At 50.2% G+C, this 17128-nt stretch carries 17 protein-coding genes; 10 read left to right on the top strand and 7 right to left on the bottom strand.

Features of this window, described 5'->3' with window-relative positions:
* Nucleotides 1-84: 84 nt before the first annotated feature.
* The 3 genes from ACX1C1_RS09120 to speE form a co-directional block, all read right to left on the bottom strand.
* Entirely contained in the window at nt 85-1869 is a 1785-nt protein-coding gene (locus ACX1C1_RS09120) for a cache domain-containing sensor histidine kinase (protein ID WP_458956777.1), read from the bottom strand.
* Nucleotides 1866-3458: a response regulator gene (locus ACX1C1_RS09115; RefSeq protein WP_458956776.1), complete on the bottom strand. Its 1593-nt coding sequence runs from the start codon at nt 3456-3458 to the stop codon at nt 1866-1868. The genes ACX1C1_RS09120 and ACX1C1_RS09115 overlap by 4 nt, the downstream gene beginning before the upstream one ends.
* Nucleotides 3459-3629: 171 nt before the next feature.
* Entirely contained in the window at nt 3630-4457 is an 828-nt protein-coding gene (speE, locus tag ACX1C1_RS09110; protein WP_458956775.1) for a polyamine aminopropyltransferase, read from the bottom strand.
* A gap of 182 nt (nt 4458-4639) precedes the next feature.
* Between speE and ACX1C1_RS09105 the strand changes: the two genes are divergently transcribed.
* From ACX1C1_RS09105 to ACX1C1_RS09070, 8 genes are all read left to right on the top strand, one after another.
* On the top strand, nt 4640-6766 hold the full coding sequence (locus tag ACX1C1_RS09105; RefSeq protein ID WP_458956774.1) for a transglycosylase domain-containing protein: 2127 nt from the start codon (nt 4640-4642) through the stop codon (nt 6764-6766).
* A 224-nt stretch (nt 6767-6990) separates the two neighbouring features.
* A complete protein-coding gene (locus ACX1C1_RS09100; RefSeq protein ID WP_458956773.1) occupies nt 6991-7272 on the top strand; it encodes a hypothetical protein in 282 nt (93 codons plus the stop codon).
* A 252-nt stretch (nt 7273-7524) separates the two neighbouring features.
* On the top strand, nt 7525-7824 hold the full coding sequence (locus tag ACX1C1_RS09095; protein ID WP_458956772.1) for a TM2 domain-containing protein: 300 nt from the start codon (nt 7525-7527) through the stop codon (nt 7822-7824).
* 314 nt (nt 7825-8138) lie between these two features.
* Entirely contained in the window at nt 8139-9041 is a 903-nt protein-coding gene (gene cyoA / locus ACX1C1_RS09090) for a ubiquinol oxidase subunit II (RefSeq protein WP_458956771.1), read from the top strand.
* A gap of 29 nt (nt 9042-9070) precedes the next feature.
* Nucleotides 9071-11059 carry a cbb3-type cytochrome c oxidase subunit I gene (locus ACX1C1_RS09085; protein ID WP_458956770.1) on the top strand — a complete coding sequence of 663 codons (1989 nt, stop codon included), beginning with the start codon at nt 9071-9073 and terminating at the stop codon, nt 11057-11059.
* Entirely contained in the window at nt 11059-11739 is a 681-nt protein-coding gene (gene cyoC / locus ACX1C1_RS09080; RefSeq protein WP_458956769.1) for a cytochrome o ubiquinol oxidase subunit III, read from the top strand. Before ACX1C1_RS09085 ends, cyoC begins: the two co-directional genes overlap by 1 nt.
* A 1-nt stretch (nt 11740) precedes the next feature.
* Nucleotides 11741-12100 carry a cytochrome o ubiquinol oxidase subunit IV gene (gene cyoD / locus ACX1C1_RS09075; RefSeq protein WP_458956768.1) on the top strand — a complete coding sequence of 120 codons (360 nt, stop codon included), beginning with the start codon at nt 11741-11743 and terminating at the stop codon, nt 12098-12100.
* A gap of 232 nt (nt 12101-12332) precedes the next feature.
* Nucleotides 12333-12881, top strand: a complete 549-nt coding sequence (locus ACX1C1_RS09070) for a cupin domain-containing protein (RefSeq protein ID WP_458956767.1) — start codon at nt 12333-12335, stop codon at nt 12879-12881.
* A gap of 6 nt (nt 12882-12887) precedes the next feature.
* On the opposite strand, the gene ACX1C1_RS09065 is transcribed toward ACX1C1_RS09070, so the two are convergent.
* Nucleotides 12888-13121 (bottom strand): hypothetical protein, encoded by a 234-nt coding sequence (locus tag ACX1C1_RS09065; RefSeq protein ID WP_458956766.1) that lies wholly within the window; start codon nt 13119-13121, stop codon nt 12888-12890.
* A 127-nt stretch (nt 13122-13248) separates the two neighbouring features.
* Here ACX1C1_RS09065 and ACX1C1_RS09060 point away from each other — a divergent pair, with 127 nt between their 5' ends.
* Nucleotides 13249-13512 carry a hypothetical protein gene (locus tag ACX1C1_RS09060; protein ID WP_458956765.1) on the top strand — a complete coding sequence of 88 codons (264 nt, stop codon included), beginning with the start codon at nt 13249-13251 and terminating at the stop codon, nt 13510-13512.
* 33 nt (nt 13513-13545) lie between these two features.
* On the opposite strand, the gene ACX1C1_RS09055 is transcribed toward ACX1C1_RS09060, so the two are convergent.
* Together ACX1C1_RS09055 and ACX1C1_RS09050 are read right to left on the bottom strand one after the other, a co-directional pair.
* Complete coding sequence (locus tag ACX1C1_RS09055; protein WP_458956764.1) at nt 13546-13806, bottom strand: hypothetical protein; 261 nt, start codon at nt 13804-13806, stop codon at nt 13546-13548.
* Nucleotide 13807: 1 nt separating this feature from the next.
* Nucleotides 13808-14392: a GNAT family N-acetyltransferase gene (locus ACX1C1_RS09050; RefSeq protein ID WP_458956763.1), complete on the bottom strand. Its 585-nt coding sequence runs from the start codon at nt 14390-14392 to the stop codon at nt 13808-13810.
* A gap of 167 nt (nt 14393-14559) precedes the next feature.
* Here ACX1C1_RS09050 and ACX1C1_RS09045 point away from each other — a divergent pair, with 167 nt between their 5' ends.
* Nucleotides 14560-16038, top strand: coding sequence for a protein adenylyltransferase SelO (locus ACX1C1_RS09045; RefSeq protein ID WP_458956762.1), 1479 nt, complete (start codon nt 14560-14562; stop codon nt 16036-16038).
* Nucleotides 16039-16151: 113 nt separating this feature from the next.
* On the opposite strand, the gene ACX1C1_RS09040 is transcribed toward ACX1C1_RS09045, so the two are convergent.
* Nucleotides 16152-16847, bottom strand: coding sequence for a hypothetical protein (locus ACX1C1_RS09040; protein ID WP_458956761.1), 696 nt, complete (start codon nt 16845-16847; stop codon nt 16152-16154).
* Nucleotides 16848-17128 lie beyond the last annotated feature (281 nt).

The raw sequence follows: 17128 nt of genomic DNA, 5'->3' as shown, positions 1-17128 counted from the left end.
CTAGCCTTCAGCCATTTGGAGTATCTTTAGATTATTGGACAATTTTTATTCCCGAGCTGTAATTTCACTCATTTTCACTCACTTTCACTCATTTTCACTCATCAGAGGGATACGTATCTTAATTCGTGTCCCTTCTCCGGGTTCACTTGTTACCGTAACGCCATAGCCGTCGCCATATAACAATTTGATCCGGTCGTGTACGTTCTTGACGCCAATTCCGGTGAACAGCTGGCGCTTGCCCTTCTGCCTAGCGAGCTTTTCTTTGTCCCGGGCAGCCAGATCGAAACCATCGCCATCATCTACCACTTCGCATACGAGCGCATCCGCTTCCTTGGACGCCATGAAGTAGATGTTGCCGGTCGCCTTCCGGTTGAAGCCGTGGAAGAAGGCATTCTCGATGAAAGGCTGGATCATCAGCTTGGGCACATGATAACCCATACAATCCGGCGCTACAAAATAGTTCATCTTAATCCGCTCGCCATAACGAACATGATTGATGAAGACGTAATTGCGCATATTGACCAGTTCCTGGCTCATTGTAATGGTCTCACTGACATTGCCGATCGCATTCTGCAAGAGCGAGATCAGTGCGTTAATCGTCTCTGCCGCCTTCTCCTTACTTCCTTGCTGCACCATAAACTTCACCGATGCTAATGTGTTGTATAGGAAATGCGGGTTGATCTGCTGCTGGAGCGCTTCCAGCTCCGCGTTGCGCTGCTGCTTCTGCGTATGCACGAGCTCCTTCACGTATTCCTGCAACTCGTCCATCATGGAGTTAAAGGCTTGCCCCAATTGTCTGGTCTCGTAGCTTCCGTTCACGGCGACATGATGATCGAATTCGTATTTGGAAATCGTCGAGATTTGTTTCACCAGCCGCGATAACGATTTCGTAAGCTGTCTGGAGATCAAGAACACGATAATAAGCGCGATGCCCACTATCGCTAGGACGCTAAAAAATATAGTCCGGGTATCCGTAAGCTGTCCGATCGCCGCTTCTTTGTCTACCAAGTTAACGACATAAAGCCCCAAAGAGGGGAGGAATCTGGATAGGACGATTTGATCCTTATCCATAATATGTACATTCACAGAGGCCAGCGACTGCTCTTCCATTTGTTTGGCGTGTGCAAGCAGCTCCGGCGACTCCATGCCGAGCCATGCGTTGCGATTAGCCGATACGATAACACCGTTACCGTCAATAACCGCGACATCATTGCCTAGGCTCGTGAAGCTTGCATAGAAGTTCCTGAATTCCTTCTCTTTTATAGCAAAATACACCGCTCCATAGACCAAGTCAGATGTTCTGTCGATCAGCGCCTTAGAGACAACAATCGTGGGATCCATACCTTGTGTACCTGATCGTTCTTCATCGTCATACTGGTAATGAATTTGTTTGGGCTCCTCAAGCGTGCTCAGCACGATAGGATGTTGTTTCATCTGCTCCTCGCTTAACCGCCACAGCGACGTATCGGTTGAGAAGCTTCGGCCGTTAACACCCGTTACAAATATTCCGACCTCGTAGGCTTCTAAGCTAGACTGAATCCGCTTTGTTTGCTGCACCATATTATAGTTCGCACGCTGGCTCTCAAGCGAATCGCCGTTAACACCGGTTAATACACTCCGCATTGTGCCGCTCTGCTGCATACTATTGGCCGCGGTGACAACCGCATAATTAAAGGCATCCATGCTGCTCGTAATTTGAGCGATAATCTTGGAGTTTGTAATACTGAACGTCTGCATAAACACCCGCTCGGATGTACGGATTGTCGTCCAGGTTGACGTAACAGAAACCGCTATAATGCTAACGACCATAATGATAAACATTTTGAAGAACAAACCATTATATTTGAATCGATCGAACCATCTAATCATGACAAACCTTTCTCCTCGCCAAAAAATTGTCTGCGATATCGGCTTGGCGACAATCCGGTGGATTTCTTGAACACCTTACAGAAGTAGCTGTGATCCGAATAACCAACCATGCCGCTGATCTCGGAGATCATAGCATCTCCTTTGCGAAGCAGCTCCTCCGCCTTCTCGATTCGCACCTTGTGCAAATAGTCTACGAATCCCTCGTTATTGTGGGCGGAGAAGTAGCTGGATAGATAGGATGGATTAAAGTGAAAATGTTTGGCCATATCCGTAAGATTCAGCGGTTCCGCGTAATGCTCATGAATGTAGTCCAGCAGCTTCTTCATGTTGGCGTTGCCAGGCAACGATGCTTTGTCAGAAATACAAGCCTCGGCTTCGCCTATATACCCCTCCAAGCATGCCATTGCCTCAGAGGCAGACCTCGCGTCCTCTACCGCTTTGAAGTGACGGTATTTCCCCTTCTCGAGCTCTTGCACATCGTATGCCATATTGCCGAGCAGAACCGTAATATTAAAAATGACATTGCCCAAAAACGACTTGAATTCAAACACGTCCGTTGTATAGTCGGCTGCCATCGCCGTCGCGTGGCTTCTCAGATAGTCGAATGCCTGCTGGAAGTAGCCGCGCTTAATCTCCTCTGTAAAGCGGTTTAAATGAAAACTTTCCGCTTGCGGAGCAACGGGCGGCAAGCTTCCTTCTGATAGCAACGCTTGCTGGGGAAGGTAGAACGCAAATCTAAGCAGTTTGAGCAGCGAGCCGTTGTAGGTGGCATGCAGCTCTGTTAGCTCCGAGAATGGAGCGGTAATGGCGATTGGAACGGCTATGCCTGATGCCTTTAAACTCAAAGCCGCTATATTCGCAGCCTCTATCAGCTTGTCCACCAACAACTTGTTTATGTTAATAAGCAGCGCCCTGATTGGCCCCTCGGACGAAAGTTGACGCATAACAAGGGTCGACCCCGCATCCCTCCCGAAGCCTTCTGTCAGCAGCTCGCCTATCCGCTCGTTAGAAATCGTCTTCCCGCTCTCAAGCCCGCGCGAGTCAAATCCGAGCAGCACGAAATCAGGATGAGGAAATACAGAACGCAGCTCCTCCTGCTGGAATTCCACTTCGTATCCCGACATCAATCGATCGATCCTCCGATCAATCGAATTGTTGATGCCATCGTTCGTTACTTCCTTCGACTTGCCTCCTAGAGACGGGATTCGCTCCGCCGTCATCTTGAGCACCGTGAGCAAATGATTGAGGTCTAGCTTGGGCTTGAGGATATAGTCAGCAACGCCGCTCTGGAACGTCGAACGGACATAATCGAATTCGCCGAAGCTGCTCAAAATAATGATTTCGATTTCGGGATACTGCCCTTTAATTTGTCTTGTCAGCTCTTCGCCATCCATGACCGGCATGACGATGTCGGTAATTACGATATGAGGTCGCAGCTCCACGATTCGCTCCAGCGCTTCGAGACCATTGGATGCTTCTCCAACGATGTGGAACCCTTCTTGCTCCCAATCCATAAAGTGTTTGATCCCTTGCCTGATCAGAATCTCATCATCTACGATGAGCACTTTGCAATAATCGTTTGTCGTCATGCCAGTCTCCTGCCTCCCATGCATGGTGCCTTTGACACTAGTATAGCCTTTCTGTGAGATAACCGTAATAGCTTGGCCGCATGCCGGCGTGCTGCCAATGCGAAACAAAAGAGCCCGCTCGCGGCCATTAACGACCGTAAACGGGCTCTTCCCTATATCGCAGCCATATGTTTATTTCACTAAATCTTCGACAAACTTAGGCAATACGAATGCTGCGCCGTGTAGACGAGGCGTGTAATATTTGGTGTCCAGCTCTGGAATGGAGGATTCTTCAACCTGAAGCGGATCATATTTCTTGCTGCCCATCGTGAAGGTCCAAAGGCCGCTCGGGTAAGTCGGGATGTTAGCTCCGTACACGCGCACGATCGGGAATACTTCCTTCACATCACGGTTAACGCTTTGGATCAGGTCCGCCTTGAACCAAGGGTTGTCCGTCTGCGCTACGAAGATACCGTCTTCCTTGAGCGCTTCGAAGATTCCTTGATAGAAGCCGCGTGTAAAGAGGTTAGCCGCAGGACCAACCGGCTCAGTGGAGTCAACCATAATGACATCGTAGGCGTTCTTGTGATCATGAATGTGCATGAAGCCGTCGCCTACAAGCACTTCGACACGCGGGTTGTCCAGCTCGCCCGCAATGCTAGGCAGATACTTCTTGGAATATTCGATAACCTTGCCGTCGATGTCGACAAGGACTGCTTTTTTCACTTTAGGATGTTTCATGACTTCGCGAATTACGCCGCCGTCGCCGCCGCCAACTACAAGGACATGCTCCGGGTTTGGATGTGTGGACAATACCGGATGCGCAACCATCTCATGGTACACAAACTCATCCTTTACGGTAGTCATGACCATGCCGTCCAAGACAAGCATCGTGCCGAACTCTTCCGTTTCGATCATATCCAGCTGTTGAAAGTCTGTTTGTTCATTGACGTACGTTTTCGTAATTTTCGCCGTTATGCCGAAGCTGTCGGTCTGTTTCTCGGTATACCACATTTCCATGGCGTTAATCCCTTCTTTCCTTCAATGGTTCAACCTGTATTATAGTATTTCAAGCGGAAAATGCAACCTTTTGCACCCCCTTTACAAAAATAATGCTGATGAATAGCACGTGCCTCATTTTTCCATACTACTAATACGTATTCGAAATCACACAGCATGCAACTTCGAAGGGGGCCGGCAGCATGACCAAGTCACCGAATCAGAAAGGCCAGCGGCAGGGCAAGCTGCGCCGCTCCGCTATATTCCCTCGCCTCTCGGAACGCCTGCTCGCGCCTTGGCTTCGGCTGCGCAAGTGGTCGCTCCGGACAGGTATCGCCGCGCTTGTCTGCCTTGCGCTGTTGACCTTGTTCTATCTATTTGTAAGGTCGCAGACTTTGCCGGTTTCTACCGTCAGTCAAACCTCGCAGATGCTTGATATACAAGGCAATGTGATCGACACATTCCACGCTGGAGAGAATCGCCGTTCAGTGGTGCTGGCCGACATCTCCCACACATTGATCGACGCTACGCTTGCAATCGAGGATCGACGCTTCTACGAGCACTCCGGCTTCGATCTCAAAGGGATGGCGCGCGCCGTTGTCGTGAATGTGCAGAGCATGTCAACGCGCCAAGGAGCCAGCACACTCACCCAGCAGCTCGCACGCAACCTTTACCTCACCCACGAGAGAACTTGGCAGCGCAAGATGAAGGAAGCTATGTATACGGCTCAGCTGGAGATGAACTATTCGAAAGACGAAATTCTAGCCATGTATCTGAATCAGATCTATTACGGACACGGCTCTTATGGGATCGAAGCGGCGGCGATGATGTATTTTGACAAACATGCTTCCGAGCTATCGCTTGCCGAAAGCGCCATGCTTGCCGGGATCCCCAAGGGACCCAAATATTATTCGCCATATATGAACATGAAGAATGCCAAGGACCGGCAATACGTCATCCTGGAAGCGATGAAGGAAGGCGGATCCATCACGCAGGAGCAGGCGCAACAGGCATATGCCGAGCTACTGGATTTCGAGCCGCTCGGCTCATCTGAGCAAGAGGGCTTCGCTCCTTACTTCCGCGATTATATTAGAAGCGTCGCTGTGGACAAGCTCGGTATTGACCCGAAGCTGCTGAATGAAGGCGGTATTACGATCTACACCACTCTCGATCAAGAGGTACAGGCCGCAGCCGAGGAATCCATTAAGAATGGCATGCCGGAAAGCTCGGAGCAGCAAGCCGCGCTTATCGCCATTGACCCTCGCAACGGCTATATCAAAGCGATGGTCGGCGGACGCGATTATAAGAAGAATCAGTATAACCGCGTGTTCGCCAGCACACGTCAGCCGGGGTCTTCGTTTAAGCCGTTTCTATATCTGACCGCGATTCGCAGCGGCTTTATGTCGCCGATCTCCCGCTTCAAGAGCGAACCGACCGTATTCAGTTATGACGAGGGCCGCAAAACATACGAGCCCGGCAATTACGGAGACAAATATACCGGAGATTATATCGATATGCGTCAAGCCATCAGCGGCTCCGATAACATCTACGCCGTGAATACGATCATGACCGTCGGCGCAGACAAGGTTATTGAGACGGCGCGTTCACTTGGTGTTGACAGTCCGCTATCCGCCGTCCCGTCTCTCGCGCTCGGAACATCTCCGGTCAGTCCGTTCGAGATGGCATCGGCCTATGGTACATTCGCGAACGGCGGAACGCATGTAGAGCCTGTTGCGATTCTTCGTATCGAGGATCGCAAGGGTGCCGTCCTCTACGAAGCGAAGCCTGGCTCGAAGTCCGTTATAACACCCGCTGAGGCCTATGTAATGACCAGCCTGCTGGAGAGCGTATTCGACGATGGCGGCACGGCCCACCGGGTAGCCGCGACGATCAAACGTCCCGTCGCCGGCAAGACCGGTACGACTTCGACCGATGCCTGGCTCGTTGGCTACACGCCTGAGTTAGCAACCGCGGTCTGGGTTGGCTTTGACAAGGATCGGCTGCTCACCGTCGCTGAAGCCCACCGGGCTGCCCCGATCTTTGCGAATTTTATCGAAGGGGCGCTGGCAGCGGTACCCCCGAAGATTTTCCCTGTTCCTGCTGGCGTCGTGAACGTCTATATCGAGCAGGAGACCGGCAAGCTCGCGGCAGAGGGCTGCGCCGGCACACGGCGGATCGAGTCATTCCTCGCAGGTACCGAGCCGACCGAGATTTGCGGCATTGTTGCAACAGAAGGCGCGGGCAATAGCGGCGGAGCTGGCGACAACGGCGCCAAAGCCGACAAACAACGCTCGTGGTGGCAGGATCTGAAGCGTTGGTGGACCAACTAAGCGGTTTCAACGCAAGAGATTAAGTGTAGTTTCTTCTTATAGGATAGCCCGGGGCAACCGGGCTATTTGCATTTTTGAGTCTATATGCAGGAGAGTGATGGTCACAAATCCATTATTTTTTGTCCAATTTATGTGCAAATCGTGAATTTTCTTTGAACAAACGACATAATATGTGGTATAGTGTGTAATAAGTAAGCACTTACATGTAGTCAGGAGTGTTTCATATGACAACGAAAACAGCAACTATCAGCTCACTTGGCCCAACCAAATCAGACGTCAAACGTCTTGTGAATGTTATGACCCTCATTGCCTGGGGTATCCTCAGCATCGGCGTCATCCTTTGTCTCATCAACATGAGCCACTTCAGTGATAAGAACATCGGACTTATGGTCGGCATTGGTTTCCTGATCGGCAGCGTACACATTTATGTGATCGGTACGGCTATTAGCCTCGTCCATGCCTGGAAGGCTGAGATGGCGAAGTCCAACGATTCGTCAGCGGAATAGGCATATTCTTTATAATTTCATCTACACAAAACTACGCGCACTGAAGAAGCGAGGGCGTTTCCCATGCCTCGCTTCTTTTCGTGTGCTTGCTATATACATACCTTTGCACACTATAAGATACGTTAAAAATAGAATTATAGGGGATTTTGAAAAGAAAACATTTTCATATATTCATATTCAAAGAATTGTAGTAAAATAGTCTCAATGAAATAATTACGAATTTTACCTGTTACAGGTAAATAGGAGGATTTTATGGATAACGTACTCGTTAAAACAGGACTTACGTCTCAGCAATTATCTTTAGTACAAGGTGAAGTTGAAAAAAATAAGAAAAATGCAGCTGTTATGTATTTATTATGGTTTTTCTTTGGCTCACTCGGTGGACATCGCTATTATTTAGGAGATGTAGGTAAAGGCATCGCGATGACTTTAACTCTTGGAGGGTTAGGTGTTTGGTCATTAATTGATGTATTTTTCATTGGCGGTAGGCTGAGAATAAAGACTGAGCGTATGGAGCTTGATGTCATCAACCGCGTTAAAGCAATGACATAACCAATACGAAAGTAACAAGAAGAGGCGATGTTGGGGATTATCCCTGCATCGTCTCTCTTCTTTTATATAGACTCAAATATGAAGGCAATGGCTTTCAGTTGTTTCACAAGCCTACATAAAAAGGTACATGTTTAAGTGGATCTCAATCTCTACCCAATGGAAGAATGTCTCATATGTCTAACTCGTGACTGACTCGTGACTAATCTTTGTCGGAACTTCGTCAAATTGTTTACATTGTGCTGAACCCCCGTGTTATTCTCGCATGAATTTGTTACATTATTCACAAGCTAATCAAATCGAGGAGTGGAACCGCAATGAGACGTTATTATCGAATGCTGGCAACAGCGCTCTTCCTGGCGATGGTTGCCGTGATCTCGGGCTGCAGCAGCGAGCAGTATATCGTGCTTGACCCGAAAGGACCGATCGGAGGCCATCAGAAGGATCTGATCATCATCTCTACCCTGCTATGTGCCGTCATCATCGTACCTGTCCTGATACTGACCGCAGTCATCGTATGGCGTTATCGCGATCGTCCCGGCCGCAAGGCGCGCTACACGCCAGAATGGGAGCATAGCACCAAGCTGGAAGTCACCTGGTGGACCATTCCGATTGTTATCATCGTCGCGCTTGCCGTTATTACGGCTATCTACACATACAAGCTTGAGCCGTCTAAGCCGATCGAATCCGCCAAAGAGCCGATTACGATCGAAGTTACGTCTCTCGACTGGAAGTGGCTGTTCACGTATCCGGGCGAAGATATTGCGACTGTCAACTATATCAAAATACCTGAGGACACGCCGATCCGTTTCCAACTGACGTCCGACAAGGCGATGAACTCCTTCTGGATTCCGCAGCTCGGCGGACAACTTTATACAATGTCAGGCATGGCTATGACTCTGTATCTACAAGCTGATGAACCTGGTGTCTACTATGGCTCCGGCGCTAACTTCAACGGTGAGGACTTCGCTCAAATGACCTTTGACGCGGAAGCCGTATCGGATGAAGAATACCAAGCTTGGGTACAAGAAGTGAAAGGCAATTCTCCTGCACTGACGCTGGACGGCTACGATAAGCTGAAGCAGCCTGGACGTTCCGAAGTCGAGACATTCTCTACCTTCCCGGAAGGACTGTTCCAATATATCGTGACGCAATACGTCGAAGACGGCAGCGGCGGCGCACATGCCCATCACGGTCAAAGCGGAGATAGCGGGCATTAGCGCCCGCTCATACGAAAGGAGAAAGCTTCATGTGGGATAAAATCAAAGAATTTTCATCCGAGTTTTTCGTGACGGGCGACCCGCTCATCCTCGGTGCACAAGTATCCATCGCGCTGACGCTCGTGGCGATTGTCTTCACGCTTTCCTATTTCAAAAAGTGGAAGTGGCTCTGGACGGAATGGCTCACCTCCGTCGATCATAAGAAGATCGGCATCATGTACATCATCGCATCGATTCTGATGCTGTTCCGCGGCGGCGTTGACGCCTTGCTCATGCGCGTTCAGCTAGCTGCGCCTGAGGTGGAATTCCTGCACGCGGACCACTACAATGCGATCTTCACAACGCATGGCGTCATTATGATTCTCTTTATGGCGATGCCGCTTATGTTCGGTTTATTCAATATCGTCGTTCCGCTCCAGATTGGCGCGCGCGACGTCGCGTTCCCGTTCCTGAACTCCCTAAGCTTCTGGATGTTCTTCTTCGGGGCCATGCTCTTCAACGTTTCGTTCATTATCGGCGGCTCTCCTGATGCAGGCTGGCTCGCTTATCCGCCGCTCTCGGAGCTGTCAGGCAGTCCCGGCGTCGGGCAAGACTTCTATATATGGGGCATACAGATATCCGGTATTGGCTCGCTCGCGACAGGGATTAACTTCGTCGTTACGATCCTTAAGATGCGCGCGCCTGGCATGAAACTGCTGAAGATGCCGATGTTCACTTGGTCGGTTCTATCTTCATGCGTCACCATCATGTTCGCATTCCCGATTCTGACCGTTACCTTATTCCTGTTATTCCTTGACCGCTATCTCGGGGCACACTTCTTCACGCTCGACGGCGGCGGCAATCCGATGATGTACCTCAACCTCATCTGGATGTGGGGTCATCCCGAAGTATATATCGTTATCCTGCCGGCATTCGGCATTTTCTCGGAGATCGTTGCCACCTTCTCCAAGAAAAAGCTGTTCGGCTACAAGTCGATGGTATTCGCACTTATGTCCATCAGCTTCTTCTCCTTCTTTACTTGGGCGCATCACTTCTTTACGATGGGCTCCGGCGCGAACGTCAACGCCTTCTTTGCCATAACGACCATGATTATCGCGATTCCGACAGGGGTCAAGGTGTTCAATTGGCTGTTCACCATGTACCGAGGCAAGCTGTCATTCCCGACACCGATGTTATGGACGATCGCCTTTATCCCATGTTTCGTCGTGGGTGGTATGACCGGGGTGCTCTTGTCTGTTGCTCCGGCTGACTTCCAGTTCCATAACAGCTACTTCCTGATCGCGCACTTCCACCAAGTGTTGATCGGCGGCGTTGTGTTCGGTTATTTCGCGGGTCTGTACTACTGGTGGCCCAAAATGTTCGGCTTTAAGCTCCACGAAGGTCTTGGCAAATGGGCTTTCTGGTTCTGGAATATCGGCTTCTATGTCTGCTTCATGCCGCAATACGCACTTGGTCTCATGGGTATGACACGCCGCTTCAACGAATACAACTTCGATATGGGCTGGCAGCCGCTTAACGTGGTGTCCACGGTCGGCGCCTTCTTGATGGGTATCGCGTTTATCTTCCAAGTCTGGCAGATCGCGCACAGCATCAAGTTCTTGAAGAAGGAAAAATCCGGCGATTCATGGGATGGACGCACGCTGGAATGGTCGATTCCATCGCCAGCCCCGATGTACAACTTTGCCAGAATTCCTGTCGTAACAAGCCAAGACGACTTCTGGGAGAAAAAACAGCGGGCGCTCAGAGGCGAAAAAGATGCTCCGGAAGTCATCGCGGCGGAGCAAGCTCCTCTGGAGCCGATCCACATGCCGAAAAACTCCGGTATCCCGTTCATCATGTCGCTTTGCTGGTTCGTCGCCGGCTTCGGCTTTGTCTGGGATTGGAAATGGATGATCTTTACCGGCATGGCTGGCGTGATCATCTGTATGTTAGCAAGATCGTTTACCTACGATACCGACTACTATATTCCTGTTGAAGAAGTGCGGCGTACGGAAGCCGCGGCAAGGGGGGCTCACTAATGGCACTACTGAACAAATTCCTGTCCGGCGGCAAGAGTCAGCCTCTTGCCGCGGCCCATGGCCACAGCGGCGGCGGACATGCAGCGCATGGCGGCCATGACGCCCACGGACACGACCATCACGACCTAGAAGGCATGAAGGTATTCGGCTTCTGGCTGTTCCTTATTACCGACGTTATCCTGTTCGGCACGCTGTTCGCAACATTCGTCGTCCTTCGCCTCAACACGGCAGGCGGACCGACGGGTGCTGATCTGATCGAGCTGCCAGGTATCATCGCCTCCACATTCATCTTGCTTACAAGCAGCTTTACCAGCGGCGTCGCGTTGCTGGAGATGAATAGAGGCAACAAAAAAGGTCTTATTACCTGGCTTATCATAACCGCGCTGCTTGGCGCCTCCTTTATCTACCTTGAGGTAACGGAGTTTATCCACTTGGTTCATGAAGGTGCAGCTATTGGCACCAGCGCATATTGGTCTGCATTCTTTACGCTAGTCGGCACACACGGTCTACACGTATCGGTCGGTCTGGTGTGGATGACGGCATTGATTATCCAGCTTGCAAGACGCGGGATTACCGACGTGACCAAACGTAAGGTCAACGTGATCAGCTTGTACTGGCATTTCCTCGACGTCGTCTGGATCTTTGTCTTCACGATTGTCTACCTGATGGGGGTGATGTAAGATGGCGAACAACCATAACACTCCTGCCGGCAACGGACACGGACACGGACACGACGCGCATGGCGGCGGCCACAGCGGCTCGCTGAAGTCTTATGTCATTGGCTTCATCTTGTCGATCTTGCTTACGATTATCCCGCTTGTCGTTGTCATGAACGAGATGTTCAGCAAACAAGTCAACACGATTATCATACTCGTCATGGCGATTCTGCAATTCGCTGTGCAGCTCCTCTTCTTCATGCATATCCGTGACGAAGAGAAACCTCGCTTCAACCTGATTGCTCTGATCTTCGGACTCGTCATCATGATGACGATCGTTGCAGGCTCGATCTGGATTATGACGTATAACACGGTGGCCGGCTAACGAACGCCTCGTGTTAACAAGAAACCGCCCTTACGGCTTCCAACGTGGAAGTGAAGGGCGGCTTTTTTTGTTCCATGCTGCATGCTGGTATCCGAAGCCTGGCGCGACACCGTCGTGTTACTTTTTCCCAATAGGGTCGAATCGGATCGACAAGTGTAGGCATACCTTACTAAATCAAGTAGAATACCTTTAGTTGATACAATCTCATAACCACGAATAGGAGCTGTCATCATTGTCGCAACCGACGCAACTGAAGAAACAAACCGTTACTCATCGATATACCGGAGAAACGATCTCATTCCTGGAGTCGAACAAGGACTATCTGCTCATTGAGGTGACATTGCCGGCAGGGGCATCCGGCCCTCCACTACATTACCATGACCGGTTCACAGAAGAATTTACGGTAATGGAAGGCGAGCTGGCCGTTACGCATGAAGGTAAGCAACAGGCATTGAAGCCTGGAACCTCCTTGCTAGTGCCGCACAGTGAGTCGCATACCTTTAACAACCGCTCCGACCGCCCCGTTCGCTTCCAGGTTCGGCTTTCGCCGGGAGGCGGCTTCGAGAAATCCGTTCGTATCCATTACGGTCTCATGGATGACGGTTTGACCGATGCCAAGGGCAATCCCAAAAACATCTTCTTTGCATTCTATATTTTACAGCTGCAAAATACACTAATCGCTGGCATGCCATTGTGGCTGCAACGTCCTATGTTTGCCGCAGCTGTCGGACTCGGCAGACTTACCGGATCGTTCAAGCGGTTGGACAAATATTTGGATTAATTTCTTTTACTTCAAATAACCGCTCACGATTATTATAGCTACGCCTACGAGCATCACTGCCATAATCGAATAACCGAAGTAGCGAAGCGGCTTCGGCATCACATTCATGTCCACCCTGCGCATCGGCCCGCCTCCTTCTGTGCGCTGAAGGCCTTCCAGAAGATCATCCTTGTAAGGCTCCTCCGGAATAAACGGACGGGACGGCTGGGATTCGTGGATATTAGGAGTTTCGTTCTTCATATCGATTTTCCTCCCTTGTCAGTATAAGTATAGTCTAACCTTATGTTCCTGATTATGGAAACTAATATTTGTAATCGGCGTATATATGAATATGACTATGGCTTCGAAGCGACTAGGAGGAATGGGTATGTTTCTTTTTCTTTGGCTGATCGTATTCGTCGTGGGCATCGCTGTCTTGTACAATGGAAGAGAACGTGACGAAGAGTTGCTCATCTTAAAGCTCATTGGCTATTATTTTCTCGGTACGTTCTACATCGCAATTAACGGTCTCGCCCTGCCTGTCGGATTTGTCATCAGCTTATTCCTGAAACCCCGTGACAATCGAGGCGTGAAACGCGGGGCATCCATCTTCGGGTTGGTGCTAATGATCATCGGACAATTTATCATGTAAGGAAATAGGCGGCCATCGTGCCGCCTTTTTGTGTTAGTCCACGCGTCGCTGCTGCTGCATGTGTAGCATGTCCTGCTCCTGTGATTGCAAACGCGATGCAAGCTGGCTCAGATCGCTCCTCAACGCAAGCGTATATTCCTCGACCTCTCCAACAAACTTCAGCATGACGAAACCGAATCCCGTCAGCAGCAGACCCGCAACAGGAATATCTCTACGGAAAAGCTCCATACATATCCAGACGCAGCTTATGAAAATAAGGAAATATAAGACCCGTTTGATCCAATCGAAATTCATATTAAAGCTCCTTCCGATTCCAGAGCTTGCTTGGCAGATCCTGTTTCCCGTACAACCGATCAAATTCCGGAGCCGTCATGCCGTAATGAATTTCATCGTGGTATTCGCCATTGGTATAAATCATCTCTCTGAGACAACCTTCCTGTACGAAGCCGAGCTTATTATGGAGCTGGATTGAAGCCGGGTTAAACGAATAGACATGCGGCGTTGCCTTATGATAGTTCAGCTCGTGGAAGTAGAAGCGCAGCACCGATACGACCATCTCCGCTCCATATCCTTTCGATCGTTGCTCCGGCAGCAAGGATATGCCATATTTGAAGTTGCCGTAACGCTTATTGCAGGCGAAAGTGTTGATCGTCCCGACGAGCTCTCCATCATGCGTCTCGGCCACCCACCGGAACGCGTCGCCCATCCGATTGCGCTGCTCGGCCTCCAGCCACTGGATCTGCTTCTCTGGCGATTGCGGGAAGTGAATCATATCCACCAGCCGATTCACCTCGTCGTCCAGCGCTTGAAACAATGTAATATCCGATGATTGCAGTGCTCTTAACGTCAGTCTGTCCGATCGCCAATAATGAAAGGGCATGTTCATCCTCTTTTCGTCCAATAATAGGGAAATGGCATATGCATTCATTATACTATATCGGAAAAAGTCACGGCACATGATCAAGGGTACGCCCTTTGGGAGCTTCGAATATCCCCTTGGAAAGGGTATAATACTAGAAAACATGTCTGAATCTGCGGGTGATACGATTGAACGAATCAACGAATAGTACACTATCGTCTGCGGCTGGTTGGAGCTTTGATAACAGCTACGCCGGTCTGCCGTCAAATTTGTTTACGGAGCAGCTGCCGACTCCAGTCGAAGAGCCACAGATTATTGTGCTGAATCGTCCGCTTGCGGGCGAGCTAGGGCTCGATGCAGAAGCATTATCGGGCATCGAGGGGGCTGCCGTGCTGGCGGGAAACTCCATCCCCGAAGGGGCGTTGCCTCTGGCGCAAGCTTATGCGGGGCATCAATTCGGGAACTTCACGATGCTGGGGGATGGCAGGGCCATTCTGCTTGGCGAGCAAATAGTGCCGGACGGACGAAGGTTCGACGTCCAGTTCAAGGGAGCTGGCGCTACGCCATACTCGAGACGCGGCGATGGACGGGCCGCGCTTGGCCCCATGCTGCGCGAATACATGATCAGCGAGGCGATGCACGCGCTGGGCATCCCGACGACCCGCAGCCTGGCGGTCGTGGCGACGGGCGAGCCCGTCTTCCGCGAAACCGTGCTGCCGGGTGCAGTGCTGACTCGCGTCGCGGCCAGCCATCTGCGCGTCGGCACGTTCCAGTACGCCGCCAATTGGGGCGGCGCTGAGGCGCTATACGCGCTGGCGGATTATGCGCTGGAGCGGCACTATCCCGGCATCTCGCTGGATGACGGGCGTTATTTGGCGCTGCTGCGCGGGGTCATTGGCCGTCAGGCGGAGCTGATCGCGAAGTGGATGCTCGTCGGCTTTGTCCATGGCGTCATGAACACCGACAATATGACGATTAGCGGCGAGACGATCGACTACGGACCTTGCGCGTTTCTGGATGCCTTTGACCCCAAGACGGTGTTCAGCTCGATCGATGCCAACGGCCGCTACGCCTATGGGAACCAGCCGTATATCGGCGTATGGAACTTGGCGCGGCTCGCGGAATCACTGCTGCCGTTGCTCCATGACGACGAGGAGCAAGCGGTTAAGCTCGCCGAGGAGGCGCTGAGTGAGTTCACGGACTTGTATCACGGCCACTGGATGGCGGGAATGCGCGGCAAGCTGGGATTGTTCGGAACAGAGGATGAGGACGAGACACTGGCGAAGGATCTGCTTGGCCTGATGCAGCAGCATCGCGCCGACTATACGAATACGTTCGTGTCGCTGACGTTCGGACGGTTGGAAGGCGAAGGTTTGTGGATGGATGAGGCGTTTGCCGCTTGGAAGGTACGGTGGCAGGTGCGTCAGAGCCGGCATCGCGGGGCGGACGAGGATTCGTTGGCGTTAATGAAAACAAGCAACCCTGCCGTCATTCCGCGTAATCACAGGGTCGAAGAAGCGCTGGCGGCTGCGGTAGAGGGCGATTTGAGCGTGATGGAGGGGCTGCTCAGCGTGTTGGCGGATCCGTATGCGCATTCGCCAGAACAGGCGGAGTATGCGCCGGTGCCGGAGGGCTGCGGGCCTTATCGGACGTTTTGCGGGACGTAGGGGAATAGAAATTGAGAAGCTCGAATCAGGTTAATGTAACCCGATTCGAGCTTCTCGACCGTATCTAATAAGCTTACTGAAAACGACAAGATAATTATGTCAAAATCGAATCTTCATCCATGTTCAATTTGCTCATCGTATTCAGGACTATTAAATTCCTCCCCTCGAAACTTTTCTGGTTCATAGCGAACACTCTCGAAGATGGAGTTGTACAATGGCATAACTTCTTTCCTTACCTCAGGGTGATACATTAGAATTAAATAACTTTCAGAATCTTTATAAGTCAATTCAAAATAATCATATTGTCTCCCGCCAGAAACCTCACTTACAACATATTCTGCATATTTGCTAAATTCATCGTCTATAAACGAAGAGTCCTCTGGAAGTGTTGCAAAAGATTTACCAAGGAGCTTAATCTCCGCTCGGTCATCTTGCGTCTGAAAATTATATCCTCCCTCCAATGTCTTTACTACTTTTATTTGAGGAGGAATATAAAATCCAAAGTTTGAATACATCGTACTTGCCCATCTTGCTTTTACATTTTCTCCACCTAAATTCATATCGACTGTAGTTTCTCCTGTAAACTCTTGAATATCCTTTATTAATTTGTCTTTTTTCGAATCTTTTGGAGAAACGTCTGAGGTCGGGCCAGGGCTTCCGATTGGACTTGAAGATACATTGCTGTTATTGCTCGGTTGTAGGCTTGGTGGTGTAGTCGGAGCTATGTTTCCCTCTAAGGAATTTCCGCTACACGCTCCTAAAACTGCCATAAAGCCGAGTAACAGGGATATTTTAAAAAGATGTTTCATAAATACCTCCTATTCAATTTGGTTTGGAAATCATTTCACCTCTTTATACTTCTACGAATAGGAAGATTTCCCCTGTTTTTAGATCAATTTAAACTATTTATGTTCTAAGGATCTTTGATTAATTCCATTCTTTTTCAAGGTATATTTCCTTCCTTTTTAAAAAAATAGAAACGAATCAGAAACATAATCGCTCTTGAGAAGTCCACAGTATGCAATGATCTTTGAGGTGAATCTGAAGCGAATATTAAAACTGGTCGATTGAGAATTACAAAAAAACGCCG

Source organism: Paenibacillus sp. strain BS8-2 (genome assembly GCF_054483835.1).
Note: the sequence above shows the minus strand (reverse complement) of the source record. Positions and strands in the feature narration are given on the sequence as shown.

Coding starts and splice junctions, on each gene's coding strand:
- ACX1C1_RS09105 (WP_458956774.1), top strand. CDS start 4,640: ATGACCAAGTCACCGAATCAGAAAGGCCAGCGGCAGGGCAAGCTGCGC.
- cyoA (WP_458956771.1), top strand. CDS start 8,139: ATGAGACGTTATTATCGAATGCTGGCAACAGCGCTCTTCCTGGCGATG.
- ACX1C1_RS09115 (WP_458956776.1), bottom strand. CDS start 3,458: ATGACGACAAACGATTATTGCAAAGTGCTCATCGTAGATGATGAGATT.
- ACX1C1_RS09055 (WP_458956764.1), bottom strand. CDS start 13,806: ATGAATTTCGATTGGATCAAACGGGTCTTATATTTCCTTATTTTCATA.
- ACX1C1_RS09100 (WP_458956773.1), top strand. CDS start 6,991: ATGACAACGAAAACAGCAACTATCAGCTCACTTGGCCCAACCAAATCA.
- speE (WP_458956775.1), bottom strand. CDS start 4,457: ATGGAAATGTGGTATACCGAGAAACAGACCGACAGCTTCGGCATAACG.
- cyoC (WP_458956769.1), top strand. CDS start 11,059: ATGGCACTACTGAACAAATTCCTGTCCGGCGGCAAGAGTCAGCCTCTT.
- ACX1C1_RS09120 (WP_458956777.1), bottom strand. CDS start 1,869: ATGATTAGATGGTTCGATCGATTCAAATATAATGGTTTGTTCTTCAAA.
- ACX1C1_RS09050 (WP_458956763.1), bottom strand. CDS start 14,392: ATGCCCTTTCATTATTGGCGATCGGACAGACTGACGTTAAGAGCACTG.
- ACX1C1_RS09085 (WP_458956770.1), top strand. CDS start 9,071: ATGTGGGATAAAATCAAAGAATTTTCATCCGAGTTTTTCGTGACGGGC.
- ACX1C1_RS09040 (WP_458956761.1), bottom strand. CDS start 16,847: ATGAAACATCTTTTTAAAATATCCCTGTTACTCGGCTTTATGGCAGTT.
- cyoD (WP_458956768.1), top strand. CDS start 11,741: ATGGCGAACAACCATAACACTCCTGCCGGCAACGGACACGGACACGGA.
- ACX1C1_RS09065 (WP_458956766.1), bottom strand. CDS start 13,121: ATGAAGAACGAAACTCCTAATATCCACGAATCCCAGCCGTCCCGTCCG.
- ACX1C1_RS09060 (WP_458956765.1), top strand. CDS start 13,249: ATGTTTCTTTTTCTTTGGCTGATCGTATTCGTCGTGGGCATCGCTGTC.
- ACX1C1_RS09095 (WP_458956772.1), top strand. CDS start 7,525: ATGGATAACGTACTCGTTAAAACAGGACTTACGTCTCAGCAATTATCT.